General features: G+C 37.5%; 19 protein-coding genes. 8 read left to right on the top strand and 11 right to left on the bottom strand.

Features of this window, described 5'->3' with window-relative positions; all coding sequences use genetic code 11:
- Window positions 1-4: 4 nt before the first annotated feature.
- Together WD048_02635 and WD048_02630 are read right to left on the bottom strand one after the other, a co-directional pair.
- Window positions 5-1249, bottom strand: a complete 1245-nt coding sequence (locus WD048_02635) for a DUF1015 family protein (GenBank protein MEX0811085.1) — start codon at window positions 1247-1249, stop codon at window positions 5-7.
- 322 nt (window positions 1250-1571) lie between these two features.
- Window positions 1572-2120, bottom strand: a complete 549-nt coding sequence (locus WD048_02630; protein ID MEX0811084.1) for a hypothetical protein — start codon at window positions 2118-2120, stop codon at window positions 1572-1574.
- A gap of 247 nt (window positions 2121-2367) precedes the next feature.
- Between WD048_02630 and WD048_02625 the strand changes: the two genes are divergently transcribed.
- The 8 genes from WD048_02625 (at window position 2368) to WD048_02590 (ending at window position 14006) form a co-directional block, all read left to right on the top strand.
- Window positions 2368-3615, top strand: a complete 1248-nt coding sequence (locus WD048_02625; GenBank protein ID MEX0811083.1) for a tetratricopeptide repeat protein — start codon at window positions 2368-2370, stop codon at window positions 3613-3615.
- A gap of 63 nt (window positions 3616-3678) precedes the next feature.
- On the top strand, window positions 3679-4443 hold the full coding sequence (locus WD048_02620) for an exodeoxyribonuclease III (protein MEX0811082.1): 765 nt from the start codon (window positions 3679-3681) through the stop codon (window positions 4441-4443).
- 3 nt (window positions 4444-4446) lie between these two features.
- Window positions 4447-6195, top strand: a complete 1749-nt coding sequence (locus WD048_02615; protein MEX0811081.1) for an ABC transporter substrate-binding protein — start codon at window positions 4447-4449, stop codon at window positions 6193-6195.
- Between the two features lie 35 nt (window positions 6196-6230).
- On the top strand, window positions 6231-9584 hold the full coding sequence (locus WD048_02610; protein ID MEX0811080.1) for a DUF4175 family protein: 3354 nt from the start codon (window positions 6231-6233) through the stop codon (window positions 9582-9584).
- Window positions 9585-9609: 25 nt separating this feature from the next.
- Window positions 9610-10026, top strand: a complete 417-nt coding sequence (locus tag WD048_02605; protein MEX0811079.1) for an ATP-binding protein — start codon at window positions 9610-9612, stop codon at window positions 10024-10026.
- Between the two features lie 33 nt (window positions 10027-10059).
- Window positions 10060-10485, top strand: a complete 426-nt coding sequence (ybeY, locus tag WD048_02600) for an rRNA maturation RNase YbeY (protein ID MEX0811078.1) — start codon at window positions 10060-10062, stop codon at window positions 10483-10485.
- A 30-nt stretch (window positions 10486-10515) separates the two neighbouring features.
- Window positions 10516-12378, top strand: a complete 1863-nt coding sequence (gene mnmG / locus WD048_02595) for a tRNA uridine-5-carboxymethylaminomethyl(34) synthesis enzyme MnmG (GenBank protein MEX0811077.1) — start codon at window positions 10516-10518, stop codon at window positions 12376-12378.
- Window positions 12375-14006, top strand: coding sequence for an Ig-like domain-containing protein (locus tag WD048_02590; GenBank protein MEX0811076.1), 1632 nt, complete (start codon window positions 12375-12377; stop codon window positions 14004-14006). The genes mnmG and WD048_02590 overlap by 4 nt, the downstream gene beginning before the upstream one ends.
- Here WD048_02590 and WD048_02585 read toward each other — a convergent pair.
- The 9 genes from WD048_02585 to WD048_02545 all read right to left on the bottom strand — a co-directional run bounded on the left by WD048_02585 (window position 14003) and on the right by WD048_02545 (window position 21624).
- Window positions 14003-14518, bottom strand: coding sequence for a gamma carbonic anhydrase family protein (locus WD048_02585; protein MEX0811075.1), 516 nt, complete (start codon window positions 14516-14518; stop codon window positions 14003-14005). The genes WD048_02590 and WD048_02585 overlap by 4 nt on opposite strands.
- Window positions 14519-14623: 105 nt before the next feature.
- On the bottom strand, window positions 14624-15436 hold the full coding sequence (locus WD048_02580; GenBank protein MEX0811074.1) for a hypothetical protein: 813 nt from the start codon (window positions 15434-15436) through the stop codon (window positions 14624-14626).
- On the bottom strand, window positions 15433-15879 hold the full coding sequence (locus WD048_02575; protein MEX0811073.1) for a hypothetical protein: 447 nt from the start codon (window positions 15877-15879) through the stop codon (window positions 15433-15435). The genes WD048_02580 and WD048_02575 overlap by 4 nt, the downstream gene beginning before the upstream one ends.
- A gap of 165 nt (window positions 15880-16044) precedes the next feature.
- Window positions 16045-16659 carry a methyltransferase domain-containing protein gene (locus WD048_02570; GenBank protein ID MEX0811072.1) on the bottom strand — a complete coding sequence of 205 codons (615 nt, stop codon included), beginning with the start codon at window positions 16657-16659 and terminating at the stop codon, window positions 16045-16047.
- An 81-nt stretch (window positions 16660-16740) separates the two neighbouring features.
- Window positions 16741-17826 carry a Fic/DOC family N-terminal domain-containing protein gene (locus WD048_02565; protein ID MEX0811071.1) on the bottom strand — a complete coding sequence of 362 codons (1086 nt, stop codon included), beginning with the start codon at window positions 17824-17826 and terminating at the stop codon, window positions 16741-16743.
- 373 nt (window positions 17827-18199) lie between these two features.
- Entirely contained in the window at window positions 18200-19456 is a 1257-nt protein-coding gene (locus tag WD048_02560) for a hypothetical protein (GenBank protein MEX0811070.1), read from the bottom strand.
- A gap of 10 nt (window positions 19457-19466) precedes the next feature.
- Entirely contained in the window at window positions 19467-20279 is an 813-nt protein-coding gene (locus WD048_02555; GenBank protein MEX0811069.1) for a DNA methyltransferase, read from the bottom strand.
- A complete protein-coding gene (locus tag WD048_02550; protein MEX0811068.1) occupies window positions 20276-21331 on the bottom strand; it encodes a DNA methyltransferase in 1056 nt (351 codons plus the stop codon). The genes WD048_02555 and WD048_02550 overlap by 4 nt, the downstream gene beginning before the upstream one ends.
- Window positions 21328-21624, bottom strand: coding sequence for a helix-turn-helix transcriptional regulator (locus WD048_02545; GenBank protein MEX0811067.1), 297 nt, complete (start codon window positions 21622-21624; stop codon window positions 21328-21330). The genes WD048_02550 and WD048_02545 overlap by 4 nt, the downstream gene beginning before the upstream one ends.
- Window positions 21625-21982: the final 358 nt, after the last annotated feature.

Below are 21982 nucleotides of genomic sequence, written 5' to 3'. Positions count from 1 at the left end.
AGTATTATCTAATTTTGTTAATTAACAGTCCACTTCTCAATTTAGGCTCAAACCAGGTAGATTTAGGAGGCATAACATTACCACTATCGGCTACCTTCATCAATTGATCGATGCTTACAGGGAAAAGGGCAAAAGCTGCTTTCCACTCTCCGGTATTTACTCTTTTTTCCAATTCGCCAAGTCCGCGAATACCTCCAACGAAATCAACCCGGTCATCGGTACGCACATCTTCAATGCCGAGTAATTTTCTGAAAACATTTTCCTGTAAAATATAGGGATCTAGCGAATGTACTGGATGATTTGCTTCATAGGTTCCCTCTTTGGCACTTAATTTATACCAGTTGCGGTCTATAAATAGCCCAAAAGATTTTTCTTTAGAGGGCTTATAAGGGGAGGAGCCAATTTTTATTACACTGAAATATTCTGCCAGTTTCGACAAAAACTCTTCTGTAGATAAACCATTTAAATCCTGCACAACTCTGTTATAGTCCAAAATTTTCAACTCAGAGGATGGAAACAATACAGAAAGAAAATAATTATAAGGTTCATCTCCATTGTGGTTTTTGTTTTCTTTTCTCAATTCAATTCCTGCTTTGGCGGAAGCTGCAGCACGGTGATGTCCATCAGCAATATATGTAGCTGGAACCGCTTCAAATGCTTCACGTATTTTATTTACTATTTCAGCATTGTCTATTTTCCAAATGCTGTGTATTACCCCATCATCGGCCGTAAAATCATAGAGTGGCGCTTGTTCTTTTACAGGTGCTGATAATTCACTAACTTTTTTGTTTGCTTTATATGTAAGGAACACAGGGCCGGATTGAATGCCGGTTTGCAAAACATGCTGAATGCGATCCTGCTCTTTTGCAGGGCGGGTAAATTCGTGTTTTTTAATAATATCATTTTCGTAATCTGCCACCGATGAAAGGCAAACCAGCCCGCTTTGTTCGGTATCTCCCATAATCAGTCGGTAGAGATAAAAACAATCCTGGTTTTCCTGTTCAAAGACGCCTGATTTCAAAAAGTTATCAAAAACATCTTTGGCTTTGGCAAAAACCACATTTTGATCAAACTTGGACTGCTCCGGAAAGTTGATTTCCGGTTTGATGATGCGCAAAAAAGAATAATCATTGTCCTTGGCTTCTGTTCGTGCTTCTTCTGTGCTGAGCACATCATAGGGTTTTGAAGCTACTTGTTCGGCAAATTTGGTATTGGGTCTTATTGCTTTAAAAGGTCTTATAATTGCCATGTGCTTGAAAATTTTAGAATGCAAAGTTCAAGCTTTTCTTTGAAACTAAGAAAACATAAAGGACTGTAAGTGGAATTATTACAGCCTGCTTCCAAATAAAAATTTCGTTTCCTTTTTTGCGCTTTATTGATTTTGTATATTTTCTAGAAAGACAGGATTTAGCTCTGAAAGCCTTGCAGCCCACAGTTCGATACACTGTATGGTTTATTCCGGATTCTTTGTGGAGGTAGTAATGGAACTTCCTTCCTCAGGCAGACCAAGATGCAGAGCGTTTTGTGAGGATGGCAGGGAAACGGCTACGATTATACTTGCGAGAGCTAAATCAGTTGCACACCTTATCTACTTCAATTCTAAACTCATAGTATTCGTGTTTATAATTATCAATGATATCAATTTTTCTGGCATCAAGCTGATTGAATAAGCTCATTAGTTTTTTAGGACTTTTATCATAAAATACAAGTTGTTCTCCATTCTTACTAAAAGAATATGATTCTCCATTCATTACCTTAATTAAGGTGTCCTTAGCCTCTAACATTAATACAATCATTGAATTATCTTTAAACTCGGCACATGCCTCAGGTGAGATATTTTTATTGATATATTCATAAACTTGATCAGGTACCTCAAAGAAAAGTTGACTGTACATTTCCCTTGCTGTCGCTGATTCATCAATATAATGGGTCGTGTCAATTTCATTTTTAATTACACCACGTATGTAATCCTTTTGGGACGGTGTTAATTTATTAGATTCAGTTTCAGTGCTTTTCTGGGGGTTATTACAACAACAGAAAATCAACAAGCCTATAATTTGCAATATTTTATTAATTCCCCCATATCCCTCAAGTTTGAAACTTGAGGGAATCGCTTTCAAGATTGTATCTTGTAGATGCCTCCTCATGAAAATAAAAATAAGAAAAATGTTTGTTTGTGCTTTGTGCTCGTTTGAATATGGCACAAGAAAGCTGCCCTCAATGCCAGCGCGCCATTCTCACCAGCGGGTTGTTATGACGGCTCAGATTTTAGGTTTTGGGTAAAACCGACCAGCCAAAAAGAGGTGTGATTATTTTTCACTTTTCTATTTCTAAACCATATTGAAATTTGCTATGTTTATAGGGTATATGAAAGTCGCTGGAATAAACATATTACACATTATATTGCTCCTGTTCATCAGTATGAATTGTCTTGGGCAGACCAATCTGCAACAGGCGCGTAAATTGCTTACAGAGGGCGACAATCTTTTAGTTGCCGGTGACCAGCAAAAAGCGCTTCAAAAATACAATGAGGCCATTAGTGCCAAACCCGATTATGCCGATGCGTACATGAAGCGCGCCTCGCTCTATGCCTGGATGGGACGCAATACTGAAGCTTTAAAGGATTACGACAAAGCCATAGCACTGAACCCCTATACCGAATACCTTTACGATTCACGGGCGAAAATAAAATTGCTGGATATGGACTATGATGGTGCCATGAGTGATTTTAAAGAAGCGCTGAAAATGAACCCCGAAAACTGTGAGGTAATCTGCAACAAAGCACTGGCCAGGTTGAATAATGACGATGCTGAAGGTGCATTGATCGACTTCAATAAATTAATGGACACTAATCCTAAAGATTCTACCTATTATATGGGGCGTGCCCTTACCCAAATACAACTCGAAGATTATGAAGCCGCTCTTTCTGATATTGAAATAGCGATATTAAGCGGGAAAGACCTTGAATTGGCCTACAATATAAAAGGTTTGATTTTTATGGAACTCGATAAACCTGAAGAAGCCATTGCTGCTTTTGATAATGCTATTGAGCTTAAACCAGATTTTTCCATTGCCTACTTCAACCGGGGATTGGCCAAAGAACTGCTTGGTGATAGCAAAGGTTCGCTTGAAGATTTAAATACAGCACTTGATCTCAACAAAGATTTTGAATCTGCATATTATACACGTGCGATGGTAAAAAACACAAGTGGCGATTATAACAAAGCCATTGATGACCTTACCAAATTTATTGAGCTGGACAATAATTTCTCAAAGGCTTATTTCAAAAGAGGCTATGCCAAAAATTTGCTTGGAGATTATGATGGTGCACTTGATGATTTCAATGAAGCGATAAAGCTGGAAAAGCAAAATCCTGAAATTTATAATAAACGGGGCAATGTCCACATACTTTTTGGCAATTACCAAAATGCTATTGATGATTTTACCAAAGCCATTAACCTAGACCCCGATTATGGCGCGGCTTATCACAACAGGGGCATTGCGCTGATACTTTCCAATAAAAGAGATTTTGGTTGTGAAGACCTGAAGCAATCCATTGATCTCGACTATGAACCTTCCAGGGAAAAGCACCGGTATTTTTGCGCCAATCAATAATATTCTGCTCAAGGCGGTTTTCCATTCCGAGTTTGCTAAATTTGGAGCTTTAAAAAGCTAAGCATGCGAATCATATCTTATAATGTCAATGGAATTAGAGCCGCAATGAGAAAGGGGCTTGTAGAATGGCTAAATGAAGAAAAACCCGATGTACTGTGTGTCCAGGAAACCAAAGCGCATCCTGAACAAGTGGATGTGAAATATTTTGAACACCTGGGCTACAAACATTACTGGACAAGTGCCGAGAAAAAAGGATACAGTGGTGTGGCCATATTTTCCAGGGAAGCTCCCGACAATATTGAAACGGGCTGCGGCAATCCAAAATACGACAGTGAAGGCCGTATTATCCGCGCTGATTTTGGTGAGCTGAGTATTGTCAACACCTATTTTCCCTCGGGCAGCAGCGGGGATATCAGACAGGACTTTAAAATGGAATTCCTGGATTGCTACCTCGGCTTTATCAAAAAGCTCAAAAAAGAAAGGCCAAAACTCATTGTTGCAGGAGATTACAATATTTGCCATAAACCCATAGACATTCACGATCCGGTTTCCAATAAAGACAGCTCTGGTTTTTTGCCCGAGGAGCGGGAGTGGATGGATCAGTATTTTGAATCAGGGATGATAGATACTTTCAGGAAATTTGATTCCAGCCCCGATAATTATTCCTGGTGGAGTTACAGAGCCCGTGCCCGCGAAAGAAATAAAGGCTGGCGTATTGATTACATTGCAACTACTGAAAATCTGGAAAACAATTTAGAGGATGCCGGAATAATGCAAGAGGCTATGCACTCTGATCACTGCCCGGTATATATTGATCTAAAATTATAATTTATGCTCAACAAATACTTGTATTCTTATTTTACCTTTTTTGTATTGCTATTAGCTGCCTGTGGGGCAGGAGATGGCGGTCTTCAGGAAAGAGATCTTGAAAAAGCAAAAGGTGATAAATATTATGGGGGCATTTTCCGCATGAATGAAGTGGAATACTTCCGCAGCCTTTATCCCCACAATGTAACCGAAGTTGGAGGCCATCGCCTTACCAATCAAATTTACGAAGGCCTGGTAGGGCTTGATCAGGGCGACCTTACTATTGTTCCTGTTATTGCCAAAAGTTGGGAGGTAGATAGTCAGGCTACCGAATTTATTTTTCACCTTAGAGAAGATGTCTATTACCACGATGATCCCTGCTTTCCCGATGGAAAAGGCAGAAATGTGACTGCCCATGATTTTAAATACGTTTTCACCCGGCTGTGTGCGTCAGGAAATGACAACCAGGGCTACTGGGTGTTTGAGGACAAAGTACAGGGTTGCAAAGACTATTACCTTTCTACCCTTGATGGATCACCTTTGCCAGAGGGCGTAACAGGTGTAGAAGTATTGGACGATTATACACTGAAAATCACATTGGAAAAACCCTTCGCAGCCTTTCTCAATCTGCTGGCATTGCCTTTTACAGCTGTATTTCCTGAAGAAGCAGTAGAAAAATACGGAAGGGATATGCGTACCAAAACAGTAGGCACGGGGCCCTTTTATGTGAAAGCCATGAAAACAGATGAAACCGTTATTTTGAGCAAAAACCCCAATTACTGGGGAAAAGACGAAGCTGGCAACCAATTGCCCTATCTCGATGGAATCAGATTCTCTTATATTAAAGAGCGTAAATCAGAATTGCTTGAATTGCGCCAGGGCAATTTGGATATGATCTATCGCCTGCCCCTGGAAATGGTAAATGAAGTGGTTGGCCCTGATGAAAAACTCAAACCCGAATACAAAAATTTTGAATTGCAATCAATGGCAAATATGTCGGTGCAGTATTATGGTTTCCAGCACTGGAGCGATTTGTTTGAGAATAAAAATCTGCGCATTGCATTCAATTATGCTGTTGATCGCCAAAAAATTTGCCGCTATACTTTAAAAGGAACCGGCATCCCGGGACATTACGGTATAGTTCCCCCCGCAATGACCAATTATGATGCACAAGCCCTGAAAGGCTATGAATTCAACCCTGATAAAGCCCGCAACTTTATGGAAAAAGCAGGGTATCCCAATGGAGCAGGCTTTCCGGAAATCACCCTGCAAATCAATTCAGGGGGTGGCACCAACGAGCAAGTGGCTGAAGCAGTACAAAGTATGTTGTCTGAAGTATTAAATATCAAAATCAATATCACTAAGTTGCCTTTTGCCCAGCATCTTGAAAATTTAGAAACCGGAAAAGTGGATTTTTGGCGGGCAGGATGGATAGCCGATTATCCCGATCCAGAGAATTTCCTCAATCTTTTTTACAGCAAGCATATTCCGGAAAAGCTGGAAGATAAAAGCTATCTGAATTCTACGCGGTATAAAAACCCTAAATTTGATGCGCTTTTTGAAGAAGCACTTCAAACCGTTGATGATGACCAGCGCAACCTTTTATATTTAAAAGCAGAACAACAAATGCTGGACGATGCCGCTATCATTCCTTTATTTTATTACAAAGATTACCGGCTATTGCAGCCCAATGTTAAAAATTTTCCGCAAAATGCTATGGAACACAGGAATTTAAGGGAAGTATATTTTGTTCCTGTTAAAAATCCTTCATAGTATAAGCAAAAGCAGGATTAAACCGTTTAACCCTTATGTCGCAAAGTTCAAGTTATCATTTACTCTTAGATAAACTCGATGCTTTTATAAGAAAGTATTACCTCAACCGCTTGATAAAGGGGTTAATACTCTTTTTTGCGCTTTTGTTCGGGCTTTTTCTGGCTCTCAATTTTCTTGAATATTTTCTCTATTTACCCACGCTTGCCCGCAAAGTGATCTTTTTCAGTTTTATTGGTTTGGAATCTCTTGTATTCATTCTTATGATATTGATTCCTGTGGTCCGCTATATGCAGCTGGGAAAAACCATGAGCCGCACTGAAGCAGCAGATATCATAGGCAAGCATTTTCCCGAAGTGGAAGATCGGCTTTTGAATATTCTTCAACTGGACAGTTACAAGGCCAGTGGCGCGGACAATACTCTTATCGAAGCAAGTATCGTTCAAAAATCGGAGCAATTGCAGCCCGTCCCTTTTTCTACTGCCATTGATCTGAAGAAAAACAAAAAATATTTACCCTATTTGCTGCCTCCGGCATTGTTACTATTGCTTGTGGTTTTTGCAGCTCCCAATTTGATCACCGAAAGTACTACCCGCATTATTCGCTACGATGAATCTTTTGAAAAGCCAGCACCTTTTAGTTTTGAAATTAAAAACGAAGATTTACAAGCCGTTCAATCCGAAGATTTTCTGCTGGAAATGGAAGTTTCAGGTGAAAGCCTTCCCAAAGAAGTTTATCTGCAGGTAGGCGATTTTTCTTATAAAATGCGTGCACAGGATAAAACTCATTTTTCCTACACTTTTAAAAAAGTACAGCAAAGCAGTAGCTTTCGCTTTTATGCCAATGGCTATTATTCCAAAGCCTATCAACTAAAGGTATTGCCAAAACCCTCCATTCAAAAATTTGAAGTCGCTATAGATTATCCATCTTATACCGGGCTTAAAGATGAAGTAATCAGCAATACCGGTGACTTAAGCGTGCCAGAAGGCAGCCAACTGAACTGGGAATTTTACACCAAAGAAGTAGATGCTGTTTCACTGGCGCTCGAAGACAGTCTTTTTCAATTGCGAAGAACTTCTGACAATAAATTTCAAAGCAGTTTTTCTGTAAATGAAACGCAAGCCTATAGCATTATCTATCAAAATAACCTAATCGAAAAAGCCGATACCATCTCCTACGTGATAAATGTAAAAAAAGACGCTTACCCAGATATTGCTGTGGAAAGCTTTGATGACAGCACTTCTAACAAACAAATGTATTTTACAGGTGAAATTTCTGATGATTATGGCCTTAGGGATTTGAAATTTAAGTACAGAATTGAAAAGCAGGGTGAGCCCATCAGAAATGCATACAACCAAGAAAGAATTTCCTTCAACAGAAGCAGTACGGTAAGTCGATTCAATCATTTTTGGGACATGCGTAACCTGGAACTTGACCCGGGCGATAAGATCAGCTATTTCTTTGAGGTATGGGACAATGATGCTGTAAATGGCAGCAAATCAAGCCGGAGCAATATGCAATATTTCAATTTGCCAGGAAAAGATAAGCTGAAAGAACAAGCAGAACGCTCTAATGAAAAATTAAAAGAAAAATTAAAGGAAAGCATGCAAACGGCTTCCGAATTACAGGAGGAATCAAAAAAGCTCAAAGAGAAAACCCTCAGAAAATCAGAGCTGGGCTGGGAAGACAAAAAGAGCATGGAGAATTTACTCAAAAAACAAAAGGAGCTACAAAAGAACATCTCTGATATAAAAAGTGAATTCAATCAAAACCAACAGCGGCAAAAAGAATACAAAGACATAGATCCAAAATTGGCCGAAAAGCAAAAAAAGCTACAGGAACTCTTTGACCAGGTAATGGATGAAGAAATGAAAGCGCTTTTCGAAAAAATGGAAAAGATGCTGGAGAAGATGGACAAAGAAGCTGCAATGGATCAGTTGGAAGATATGGAGCTCAGCAATGAGCAGCTGGAAAATGAGTTGGACCGCATGTTTGAGCTTTTCAAAAAATTTGAGTTGGAACAGAAGATGGAAGAAACGCTTGACCGTATTGAAGAGCTCGCTAAAAAGCAGGAAGAATTAAAACAAGAAACGGCTGAAAACAAAAAGGACAGCGAGGCACAAAAAGAAAAGCAGGAAGAACTGAGCAGCGAGCTTGACAAGATCAAGGAAGAGCTTGAGAAAATGGAAGAGCTTGCTAAAGAGGCCAAACAGGAAATAGATATGTCAGATTTGGAAGAAGCCCTCGATGAAGCCAAAGAAGAAAGCCAAAATGCTGAACAAGAATTGGGCAAGAAAAATAATAAAAAGGCAAATGACAGTCAGCAAAAAGCCCAGGATAAAATGCAGGATGCTGCGGAAAGTCTTTCCGCAATGATGAAATCCATGGAAATGCAGCAAATGGGCGAAGACCTTCAGGCATTGCGTCAGTTGTTGGAACACCTATTGATCCTTTCTCATGATCAGGAAGAACTGGCATTGAAAAGCACTTCTATTGCAACCAACGACCCACAATATGTTCAGCTTGTCCGCGATCAAAATAAATTGAAAGACAATACACAAATTGTAAAAGACAGTCTAGAAGCATTATCCAAGCGGGTCTTTGCCCTTGAATCCTTTATAAGTAAAGAAATCAAAGCACTCAACAAAAATCTTGAACAAAGCATTGAGCACCTTGCCGAAAGACAGGTTAAGCAAGCATCGGTAAAGCAGCAAAACAGCATGACCAATCTCAACAATCTGGCTTTAATGCTCAGCGAGGCCATGGAACAAATGCAACAACAAATGGCCTCACAAATGCCTGGCACACAGCAATGTCAGCAACCAAAACCGGGGAAAGGAAAACCAAGTCTCAGTGAGATGCAGAAGCAAATGAACAAACAACTCTCTGATATGCAAGACAAGATGGGGGAAAAAGGTGAAAAAGGAAAGAAACCCGATGGCAAAGAAAAAGGCGGGACCTCTGGTATGAGCAAGGAAATGGCGCAAATGGCAGCCAAACAAGCCGCTATCAGAGAAGCCCTGAGACAACTCAGCCAACAAGAAAATAAAGACGGGAAAAATAGTTTGGGCGATTTGGAAAAACTTCAGGAAGAAATGAACAAAACCGAGACTGATCTTGTAAATAAACAATTGACCAGTGAAATGATCGAGCGGCAGCAGGAAATTCTAACTAAATTGCTCGATGCCGAAAAAGCCATGCGTGAACGTGAATTTGATGACGAGCGAAAAGCCAACACTGCCGGAGAGATCGTTAGGGAAACGCCCCCTTCACTTGAGGAGTACTTTAAACAGCGCGATGCTGAAATTCAACTTTACAAAACATTGCCCCCTGCTTTAAAACCCTACTACAAAAACATGGTAGAGCGTTATTTCAGGAATATAACTTTTTGATTTTATTTCAATATCTTTGCACCGTATGAACACGAATAATAATACTGAACTTTTTGAACTGAATATCCCCTCTAACCCAGACAAGGTTTCTGTACTTGAGAGTTTTGTAGATGAGATCAGGCAAAACTTTGGTATTAAAGAAGAGCTGTTTGGCAATATTTTAATTACTTTAACTGAAGCTGTAAACAACAGTATTATTCATGGCAATAAAACAGATGAATCAAAAAAAGTTAAAGTATCTGCAAAATCTGAAAATAATACATTGATAATCAAGGTTTCAGATGAGGGTGAAGGTTTTGATTATAATAATTTGCCCGACCCTACCAATCCAGAGAATCTTGAAAAGCTTACAGGACGTGGCGTGTTTTTAATGAATCAACTGTCTGACCTAATGGTGTTCTCAGATGGAGGCAGTACTGTAGAGCTGCACTTTAAAATTTAGGCCCTCTAAGTCCTTACATCAGTATTTTTACATATGCCCATATATTTTCACACAGAAGATATTCCCTTTAAGCTTCAAAACCAAGCAGAGATTAAAAAATGGATCAATTTATGTATTCGGGAATCCGAGAAAGAAAGCGGAACCATTAATTACATTTTTTGTTTGGATGCTTATCTTTTGGAAATAAACAAAAAACACCTTGGGCACGATTACTATACAGACATTATTACCTTTGACAATAGTGAAAAAGCTGAAATAATCGATGCTGATATATTTGTGAGTATAGAACGGGTAAAAGAGAATGCAAAAAATTTTGGTGTAGCAATAAATATGGAATTGCACCGTGTCTTGATACATGGAGTTTTGCATTTGCTGGGCTGGAACGATAAAAGCCCGAAAGAAGCACAATTAATGCGTGAAAAAGAAGATAAGTGCTTGAATATCTTAGCTTTAGACTAATTGTTTCACGTGAAACATAAAGCCTTAACAATGTTTAAAAAATACGATCTTGTAGTAGTAGGTGCCGGACATGCGGGATCTGAAGCAGCGGCTGCAGCGGCCAATCTTGGCTCAAGCGTACTACTTGTCACCATGAATATGCAGAACATTGCGCAAATGTCTTGCAACCCTGCTATGGGCGGTGTGGCCAAAGGACAGATCATCAGGGAAATAGATGCGCTTGGCGGATACTCAGGAATAGTAAGTGATGAAACGGCCATACAATTCAGAATGCTCAATAAATCCAAAGGGCCGGCCATGTGGTCGCCCAGGGTGCAATCCGACCGAATGGACTTTGCCAATAAATGGCGCCTGAAATTAGAACAAACACCCAATGTGGATTTCTGGCAGGATATGGTCAATGAAGTGGTCATTAAAAATGGCGCAGTTGCCGGAGTGAAAACTTCAATGGGCATGGAAATAGAATGCCGTGCAGTTGTACTCACAAATGGCACTTTCCTGAATGGAATCATTCATATAGGCGAGAAAAAATTTGGTGGAGGCAGAAGTGGGGAAAGAGCAGCTACAGGAATTACAGAACAATTGGTTCAAATTGGTTTTGAATCAGGCCGGATGAAAACAGGCACCCCGCCAAGAGTTGATGGAAGAAGTCTGGATTACAGTAAAATGGAAATTCAGGAAGGTGATGTAAAACCCGGTAAGTTTTCTTTTAGCAATACGAAGCCTTTGGAAAAACAAAGGCCATGTCACATAACTTTTACAAATCCAAAAGTACACGAAACACTTAAAACCGGTTTCGATAAATCACCAATGTTTTCCGGAAGGATTCAGGGTGTTGGGCCAAGGTACTGCCCCTCTATAGAAGATAAAATAGATCGCTTTTCACAACGCGACAGGCATCAGCTATTTGTAGAGCCCGAAGGATGGAATACAGTAGAAGTTTATGTCAATGGATTTTCATCCTCGCTGCCAGAAGATGTGCAATTCAATGCGCTGCGGCAAATCGAAGGCTTTGAAAATGTAAAAATGTTCAGGCCCGGCTATGCCATAGAATACGATTATTTTATTCCCACACAATTGACACATACCCTGGAAACGAAATTGGTGAAAAACCTCTTTTTTGCAGGTCAAATAAACGGAACTACGGGATATGAAGAAGCAGCTTGCCAGGGAATGATGGCAGGGATTAATGCCCATCAAAATCTTCAGGACAAAGCACCTTTTATACTAAAGCGCTCTGATGCATACATTGGAGTACTGATAGATGACCTTATTACAAAAGGGACTAAAGAACCCTACAGAATGTTCACTTCCAGGGCAGAATTCAGAATACTTTTGCGACAGGATAATGCAGACCTCAGGCTTACACCTTTGGGCTACGAACTCGGATTGGCGGGAAGCGATCGCATGGAAAGAGTACAGGAAAAAGAAGCAGGCATTAAAGCAATATTGAAATATATCGCCAAAACCAGCGCTGAACCTGAGATAGTAAATCCTTACCTCGAATCACTAGACTCAGCTCCCATCAAACAAAAAATAAAATTAGACCAGGTCATAAGCAGACCGCAGGTGAGTATAGAAAGCATAAGAAAGATACTGCCTGAATTCGAAGCGTTTCTTTCAGATTATGATGATGAAATAGCTGAAGAAGCTGAAATCACTCTGAAATATTCAGGCTATGTAGACAAAGAAAAAGAAATGGCCGATAAAATGAACAGGCTGGAAAATGTGCTCTTGCATTCAAGTCTCAACTATGATGGACTGAGTAGCCTTTCTGCAGAAGCCAGGGAAAAACTCAAAGACATCCAGCCCAAAACCCTGGGACAGGCATCAAGGATCAGCGGTATAACACCCTCAGATATTTCAGTATTAATGATACATATGGGCAGATGAGGACGATTCTGAAATTGTATTTTATTGCTGTTCTGTTTCTGTTGAATTCTTGTGCGACTGTCTTTAACCCGCCCGGTGGACCTACAGATGAAGAGCCTCCTAAAAACATTTCAGCAGAACCTGAAATGCTTGCCAAAAATGTAAAAACCAAAAAGTTTGTTTTTGAATTTGATGAATTTATAAAACTGAACAACCCATACAACGAAGTGCTTATTTCTCCACCGCTCGACAATCGTCCTGAATACAAAATCAAAGGCAAAAAACTGATTCTTACAATAGACGATACATTACAACCTCAAACAACTTATACCATAAATTTTGGGCAGGCAATAGCTGATAATAATGAAGGTAATAAACTCATCGGTCTGAATTATGTCTTCAGCACTGGAGATTTTATTGATTCCCTTTCCATAAGTGGAAATATTCGGGATGCCTATACAAATAGTGGAGCAAAAAATGCTGGTGTTTTACTTTATCAGGACGAAACTTTTACCGATACCAGCTTTCAAAAAACAAAACCCTTTTATTATGCTATGAGCAACGAATCAGGGGCTTTTCAATTTAAATACCTAAAGGCAGGAAAATACAGGGTGTTTGTGCTACAAGATGAGAATTTCAATATTCAATACGATCCACCTGGTGAAAAAATTGGTTTTTTGGATACCACCCTACACCTAAAGCCTGATATAGATTACAGCCTGAATTTAAGTTTATTTGAAAATGAAAGTACGGCTTCTGTAGTTTCATATAATGCTGATATACAGAATATTGTGTCTGTTGTTTTCAACAAAGAGATTAATAGTTTAGATATTCTTGATGTACAGGGTTTTGAACAAAAAATTCATCAAAACTGGAACATAACAGGCGATACACTTAAACTCTACTATTTGTACAATACAACAGAACGTCCGCGCATAATTCTAAAACCTGAAAATAACGAACTTGATACATTAGAGTTTAGAAGTGAAGTATTTAATAAAGACTCAGCAGCGCAACTTCCTCCCCTGTGGAATCCTGAGCAGCCAAAAAGAACACAAAGTCTGGAGTTGGCTAAGCCTATCCCCCTTAGTTTTGAAAGACCTGTGCAATTGCCCGTATCTGGAATTCACCTGTATGAAGACAGCTTTAAACGGGAAAAAAACATACGTTTCGCCATTGACAGTCTAAACCCCAAACAGTTGCTGATATCTACTGATTTAAAACCAGAAACCCGCTATGATCTTGTAGTTACAGAAAGCAGTGTAAATGATCATTATGGAAATGCTAACAAAGCATTTAAGCTTGAATACCGAAGTAAATCAGTTGAGGATTATGGAAATTTATCAATAGAACTAACAGAACTTGATGCTGCACATCAGTATATATTTGAACTGATTAGAGAAAGTAAGGTAATCGACAAAATTGTTTTTTCCGGACAGGAAACTTTTCAGAAATCCTGGAAATACCTAAAGCCGGGTAACTTGCAGTTTAGGGTAATTTTAGACAAAGACAGAAACAGACGCTGGACATCGGGAAATATTGAGCTGAAAACACAACCCGAACCCGTTTATATCTATCCGGAGCAAATCAACATCCGTGGCAACTGGGACATGGAATTAGAAGATGCGCCAAGATTTGACCTGCATTAAACCTTGTACCAGCCGGCATATTTTATGTAATTGCGGGCAATACGCTGGTTCGTATCCTCAAAAGTTTCTGGAGGCAATTGTTTGACCAATTTTGCCGGGACACCAGCAAAAACAGTGCCTTCAGGAATTTCAGTGCCTTCTAAAACAACAGCCCCGGCAGCTATCAATGCATTATCTCCTACAATGGCATTGTCCATTATAATGGCACCCATACCTACCAAAACATTGTTTCCAAGTTGACAACCATGCACAATAGCATTGTGGCCTATAGAAACATCATTGCCAATTGTGGTCTTTGTTTTTTGGTACGTGCAATGGACAACAGCTCCGTCCTGTATATTTACCCTGTCTCCCATAATGATGCTATTTACATCTCCCCGTACAACAGTATTGAACCAAAAACTACATTGATCCCCACAAATTACATCGCCCACCAGAAAACTATTAGGGGCAAAAAAACATTCTTTTCCTGTTTTGGGAGATCTGTTGTTTAAAGAAATTAGATGTTGCATATAATGTCTTATGGATGGTGTTAATTGCCCGGTATATTCTGAATAAGATCAAAAGAAAACAGATGGATTGTGAATCCTGGACTGCTGTTAAAGGGACTTCTTTTATTACATTTTTTTGTTAAGTAAATTAAAATATTTGACTTGCCAGTTGATTGTTTTATTGAAGTATCCATTTACATCATCACTAAACTCTCTTCTGGGTTTATCCTTTTTATAAGCATCCAGTAAATTGTGTTTCTCTAAGTATTTTTCTAAATGTTTTCCTTTAAATTTTTGTAGTTCACCATCCCAGCCTTCAGAATAATAGAGTTTTTCTTGATTTTTATATAATGCATAATAATTTAATTTACCAGCAGCCAAAACAATATATGGCTTATTATCAATGATTCTTACGAGATGGGGCGATTCGTAATTGTTTCTTTTGTATGTAAATAATTCTGAAGGCAACTTTTTGGAATCCTCTTTTTTTAGATTGCCCGCATCATCAATTAATTTGAAATCTGCACTGGTAAATAATGATGCGCTAAAACTGCCATTTTTAATTCTAACACCTGGTATGGGATTATCATCAATATAGTCTTGAAGTGTTTTGTAAAAACGCCCGTGCGACATTTGGTCAACAACTTCGTCTTGAGAAGAATTTGCCTCAAGTGCTTTAATGTTTTTTAAACCAGCTGCATTGAATGGAATGTCAGCCGAATAGCTTTTTGTTGTTATTTTGGTTTCTTCATTTAATAAATGAAACACTACTGAAATATTTCCTTCATTATCAATTTTGAATTGATTTTGGTCAAAAATTCGTTTTTGATTTTCGTATTTGCCACTTAGTTTTTTAGTAGAAATAGCCTTTAATGCTTTTGTGTCGTATATCTTGATTTCAGGTTCTATAGGATAGCTTGGGGAAATATTGTCTTTCAACACTGCAAGCTTGATTTGTCAGGAGAATAAATTGGTTTGTAAATAATTTCATTTGAACTATAAACAGAATTAATCTCTGTAGAATACAACAGTTGTGGTTCTGTAAATTTCCCTGTCTTGGTATTTAATAATTTCACTAAACAATCCTTTGTTCCCGCTTTCTTTTGCCAAACATCGTACACAATTACAATGTTGTCGCCAATCAAGTCAAATGCAGCGTGATTAGCGCCTGGATAAAACATTTCTTTTTTGCTTTTATCGGGGATATTTGTTTCGGCTTTAAAGAATACCCTTTTACCATTAATGTCAGATTTGGTAATCTCAAAATAATATTCGCCCTCAATGGTATAGATTGCTTTATCAGTTTTAATAACCTCTTGAGCTATGATTGCATTAAAGAATACTAAAGTCATTAATAATAAAAGTGAAATAGGATTTTTCATGAAATTGTTTTAGTAGGTGTAAGAAATTTTAATCAAATGTAATAAATTATCGCACACACCAAAAAATTGATTTCAAGCGAATAATTTTAGGAAGGCTTCAGGGAGTATTACGGTTCTGTCAAAACTGCACTTCAATGCAGTTTAGGTTTTGTTGCCTGCCGAATATTAATTCGTTATTGTTAGTAATTGCAAGTGTCCTGATAAGTAATTGGTTTTTCCTTCAATCTTAAAGCCAAATGTATTGAGATAATCGGATAGTTCAGATTTAATGAAATTGAGATAATATTTGCTTTCGAAAGTATTTATCAAATACGAAGAACACCATCCTATAAACTTGTTTTGGGGTAAATCATATTCCAAAATATAGAGTTTCCCATCTTTTTTCAATACTCTTTTTACTTCTTTCAATACAGCTGTTCTTATCTCCTGTGGCATGTCGTGTAATCCTAAACTTATTGTAACTATATCGAATTTATGATCCTGAAACTTCATTTCACTTGCATCCATTTGTAAGAAAGATAGATTGTCGTTTGTTCTTTTCTTTCTTGCAATATCAAGCATCTTTGATGATAAATCGATTCCAACAACTTCTTTTGCTTTTGAGCTTAAAGCGATTGCTAAACTTCCAGTTCCGGTTGCTATATCTAAAACAGATTTGTTAGTTGAGTTTATTTCTTGGTTCATTTTCTTTCTTACACCGGATAGGATGATTTCAAATCCATCATAGATTGGAGCCCATCTCGAAAATAGTTTATCATTGTATTCTACGTAGTCTTTCATTTTTTTTGCTCGATAACGACCCGTGTATGGTGTCCTATCGTCCCGCAGGGTGCTATGCACTATACACATTATTACCACACGTTATTCTTTTTCTAATATTTTCATTAGTCGGTGGTTAAGGTAAAGTTTCTCTTTTCCTAGTTTAACAGATTTAAGAAAACCTTTTTCTTCAAGTTCGATTAAATAATTACCTACGGTTTTTGCTGTCCCCAATCCTGCATCAATTAAATGCTGTCTTTTTGTATAGGGAAGTTTATAAAGTATGTCTATTAAATCTTTAGAGTATGCTTTCGGCAATTCCTTTTTAATGTCTTCCGAAGTAGTTTTCATGGAATACAAAATATCCTCTAATCTCGTTATACCTTTTTTAGAAGTCCATTCAATCATATCCAATATGTACATTATCCAACTTTCCCAGTTTTCTTTTTCAGTTACTTGTTTTAATCTTTTATAGTATTCCGCTTTGTTTTTAATAATGTATTCACTCAAATATATTGCAGGAATATCAAGTAAGTTTTCTAGTTTAAGATAAAGTAAGAGTAGTATTCGTCCTGTTCTGCCATTCCCATCAGAAAAAGGATGTATTGCTTCAAATTGGTAATGTAGTAGGGCTAATTTTATCAGAGGATCTAGTGAATTATCCTCATTGATAAACTTTTCAAGATTTCCTAATTTTTCTCGAATAACAGATTCCCCAGATGGGGGAGTGTAAATAATTTCTCCTTTTGTGTTTGAAAGAGTAGTGCCTGGCGCTGTTCTAATAGTAGACGTGTTTTGCTTTATGCGTTGCATTATCTCAATGCAGAGGTTTGTAGTTATAAATGGTCTTGATTCTAGTTGCTCTAGTCCATACCAAAGGGCTTCTTTGTAACTTATAACTTCTTTAGCATTTGGGTTTTCAAACTTTTTATTAGCAATTACCGACTTGTATAATTCATCATTGGTTGTAATAATATTTTCAATTTCAGAACTTGCTTTAGCTTCTTGTAAATGTATTGTGTCTAAAAATAATTTAGGCTTTGGCAGGTTCGTGATTGCTCCATTTAATTGGGCTAATGCTCTACTTGCACTAATTGCTTTTCGTAATATTTCTGTTGTTTCCAAATTTGTATTTGGAGGTAGAATTGGTAAACTATTATAAGGCTCATTTCTTTTAAAGTCTCTCATTCCAAACGAAGGTAAGTGTTACGCTCTTTTGCTTTACGGGTGTAAATATAGTCAAAAATTACACTCGTTTATGTATTAAGTGTAGTTTTTACTTTCGTGTACTTAATTTTATTACATCAGTTTAATTCTGCCCAACGGTCAAGTATAAGCTTAGTGCGAGTTTCGGAGCAATTCACTGTCTGCCTACCGCAAAGTGTATTAAGAGTATAATAGCTCATTTTTGATCGTTCAGCCCGCATTACGCTTATATAATGTTGTGCTTTCGTGCTTTTTTTTCGTTTGTGAGCTAGCTTAGACACACTCTTTGACAAGCTTTGGCTGGCGCATTGGCGCTGAGCGGCTTGGCAATGTGTGTGGCTATTAAGCATATGGTTTAGATGAAGTTTAAAGGTTCAAAATCTACTTCCAAGTTATTTTCATGGTTGTATACTTTAAATGTCCCTTCCTCAAGCCATACAATAGATATATTTTCAGATACACAAAATTGAATTAAACTTTCATTTGGCTTTTGAGAGTATACTAAAATTTCTCGAATGTTTTCAAAGCCCATCTGTCTTTGTACGATAGAAAATTTATAATATTTTAGTTGGCCAACACCCTTAACTGTTTGCTTTTCTTGGTCAGACATTGAAGCAAGAATTGTTTTAACTTCAAAAACTATTGCGGAATCATCTAAGGTAGATAAACAGTCAAATTTCCCCTCAAAAAGTTCAAATCCATTTTGCTCACAAAATAAACCTAATTGTCTAACGATTTCTTGGTGGTGAGATAATCTATTTTGTCTAATTCGAATTGATTCTGTGAGGTCTATACTTACTGAAGAAATTTCATTAAAAATAGGATCTCTAGCAATATTTTCAGAAGTAACCTGTCGATATTGAGAATAAGGAATCCCTTCATCTGTTGTTAATTCATTAGGTATTTCAGTTGAAATTTCATCCTCGGTAATTGAAATATGTCCAATAGGATATGTGTAATTACCCTGTTTTCTGATATCTCCAACTTGTACAGCAAATGACGGAAGTATCTTTACTGCATTTCTTGCTTGGTGTTCGCTTATGTTTATTTCCTCTAATATAGTGTCAAATCCTAATTCCGATAAAGCAAGTACTCTTTCATATTCTTCTTGAGAATTATTTTCTGCTTCTAGAGCTAACATAAGTTTGCTTGTCTCAATACCTGGTCTATCCTGGGTAAGTTTCAAAAGAAGTCTGTAAGGATGGCTAATTTCACCATCAACTCCTTCAACTCCAAGCTGCATAAATGAATCTCGCCATAATAATTTGCGAGCGTTAGGATTGTTACCTGATAAAAGTTGTATGGCGCGTGGGGTAAGTTCACCTGATTTGTTATCGTAAACAATTAGAAAGCCGATTAGCTTAAAAAATTTGATTGTCTCTCTGGCTGCCGTATGATAACCTCTGTTGGATGGCGTCTTGTGACTTTGTTCTTCTAAATATTCATCTATAGTCTGACCTGCTCTTCCTGGGTTAACGACCCCATTCCTTAATAATTGCTCTCCTAAGTTTTCATCTCGTAGTGGCGTTTCCTCCTCTATTAGCTGTTTTACAGTTTCTAAAGCAGCGAAGTATTTGTTAATACTATTGAATTGGTGTGGAATGTTCTTCATTCAATAACTTTTACATTTCAGCAAAGATACCATTAGCAATTATATCATTTTGAAATTCAGCCTGCATACAAACACTGTTGATTCTTTTGTTTGCCAGTTCAATGTAATTTTTATTTTTTTCAAAAGCTATGAAATTTCGCCCATTTCTGAGTGCACTTACACATTCACTTCCAGAGCCAGCGAAAGGAACTAACACTAAATCTCCCTCATTCGAAAAATGCTTAACAATTCTATCACAAATAGCAATTGGCTTTTGAGTTGGATGATCTACTTTTTCTTCAGCAAATCGTTTACCTGCTAAAACAGGAATGTTCCAAACGTCACCTGCATGTTTCCCGTCTGGATGGGGTGTCCAAACCTTGCCATTCTTAGTTATTTTGTTTTTCAAGCGTTCGGTACTTTTATAAGGCTCTCTTATTTGGTGATATGTATAAGTGTCAGATTTAGAAAACCATAATATTGGCTCATAATTTGCTGAAGGAGCATTTTTATATCCAGAAAAACTATTTTCATAGTGCCAAATTATTTGACGTCTATATTTTAGATTTCTTTCATACAAATGTACTTGGAGGAAGCATAAATAGTGATGTATACCATAAACAAAAATAGAACCAGTTGGCTTCAATTTTTCTATAGCGACATCAAGCCATATTTTTGACCATTTAACCCATTCATTTACATCACCCCATTTGTCAGATGTGTTTCCAAAATCCTTGTTAAGATTATATGGTGGGTCAGCTATGATTAAATCGACAGATTCATTTTCTAATTCCTGCATATTTTTTATGCAATCTCCTAAATATATCTTATTTACTTTCATCATTTCTTTTTTATGTTTTGAAAGATTAAAACGTTTTGGTGGTGCATATTAGGGACAAAAGAAAACGGATAACCATATGGGTAAATGCCTTTATGCCTTTGATATAGAATTCGAACTCCTTTCAATACAAAACTTCCTTTTTTCTCAAGCTCATTAGCTAAATCAGCGTGAAAAGTATAATACTTATCTTTTTTCCTGAAATCACTAACAATTACACACAGATACCTCCCCTTTTTGAGTACGCGTGCACAGTCGTTGAAAAATGTTGAAAGAGTCTCCAAAAATAACGTGTAGTCCTCAATGTTAGAAAAATCCTTCGTGTCCTCACCATATTTATGGTCTAAATTATTAATTACTCTTTCTTTTCCTTTATGGTCAACTGTTTCTAATATATTCCAATAAGGAGGACTAGTTACAATAAAGTCGAAGAAGTCATTTTTAAAGTTTTTGATTTCCTCCTTACTATTTCCATTGATTAAACTTTGAATTTTTTTTGCTTTTTGCTCATCAGGAACTTCAATTTCAATTCTCTTTTTTGCTAGTTCGTGATACTTCGGGTTTAACTCAATCCCATATCCAACTCGATTGTTAAATGCACAAGCTTTAGCTGTAGATGCCACACCAGAGAAAGGGTCTAAAACTCTATCATTTTCTTTGGAGTAAAATTGGATTAATCTGCCCACATCTTGAAACGAAAAAGGTGCTGGATGTTGTTTTTCGATTTGTGCATCTTTATTGCCTGCTCCCAATCCCTTTTGGCTAAAAACAGTCACTGTTTCAGGAAGCCATTCTTTTGCGGTCAAATCATTGAGAGTGTTGTTAAGTGCAAAAGCCGATTTTTCATTCGGAAATAGAATTGAATTTGCTTTAGCAATGTCACCATTAGTTTGAAATAAGGCAACATTTTCCCACGCTTCTATAAACCTACTTGGAATTCGAAGTTCTTGTCTTTTCTCAAAAATATCAGATAATCTAGCTTTTGCAAGCTTGTTTTCTTCGTTACCTGTCACAGGAACAATTTCCTTTTTCTCTTTTTTATAAAGACGATACTTCATTTTTGGTTTTTATGATATTTAATCTGCTCCTCTGCCACTTTCAATGCATTAAGCCCTTCATCCTCATCTTTAACTAAGTCATAAACTTTTGTTGCTATCCACAAAGCTTCAAGTTCTGAATATGAATAATTGAAAGTCTCACTAATGGCCTTTAAGTGTTCTCTTCTCAATGGCTTTAGGTCACTTTCCACTTTACTTAAAAAACCATCGCCCATCTCAAGAATAGATGCAAGTTGTCTCTGCAACATCCCTTTGGACTCTCTTAATTGTTTGATTTTCTGCCCTAGTGTCATTTTACCATATTTGGACTTGACTTAATTAGGTCAAAGGTAATAATGTTTTTCTAATGAAGAATTATTTGCGGTGGGAAAATTCAAGCTCTTTTGGTTTTTTGGTTCGGTTTTGCGTGTCGGCAAAAACCAAATGTGCTTGAATGTGCGGTTGGCTTTTTGCATGAAGCACAACGGTTCTCGGCTAAGACTAGTGCGGATTTCGAAGCTCCGTTCTTGTCTGTCCGCTGCGTAGTTTATTTCTTGCACTATCTTAAATTTTATCCACTTACTCCGCATTAGTTTTAGCCGATGTTAGCCACCGTTGTGTGTCCTGCGTTACCAAGGGTACAAGATATAAAAGTTCTTTGAAATGGTAACA

The organism is Chitinophagales bacterium, assembly GCA_040877935.1.
In the GTDB taxonomy this organism is placed as follows: Bacteria; Bacteroidota; Bacteroidia; order Chitinophagales; family CAIOSU01; genus JBBDNB01.
Note: the sequence above shows the minus strand (reverse complement) of the source record. Positions and strands in the feature narration are given on the sequence as shown.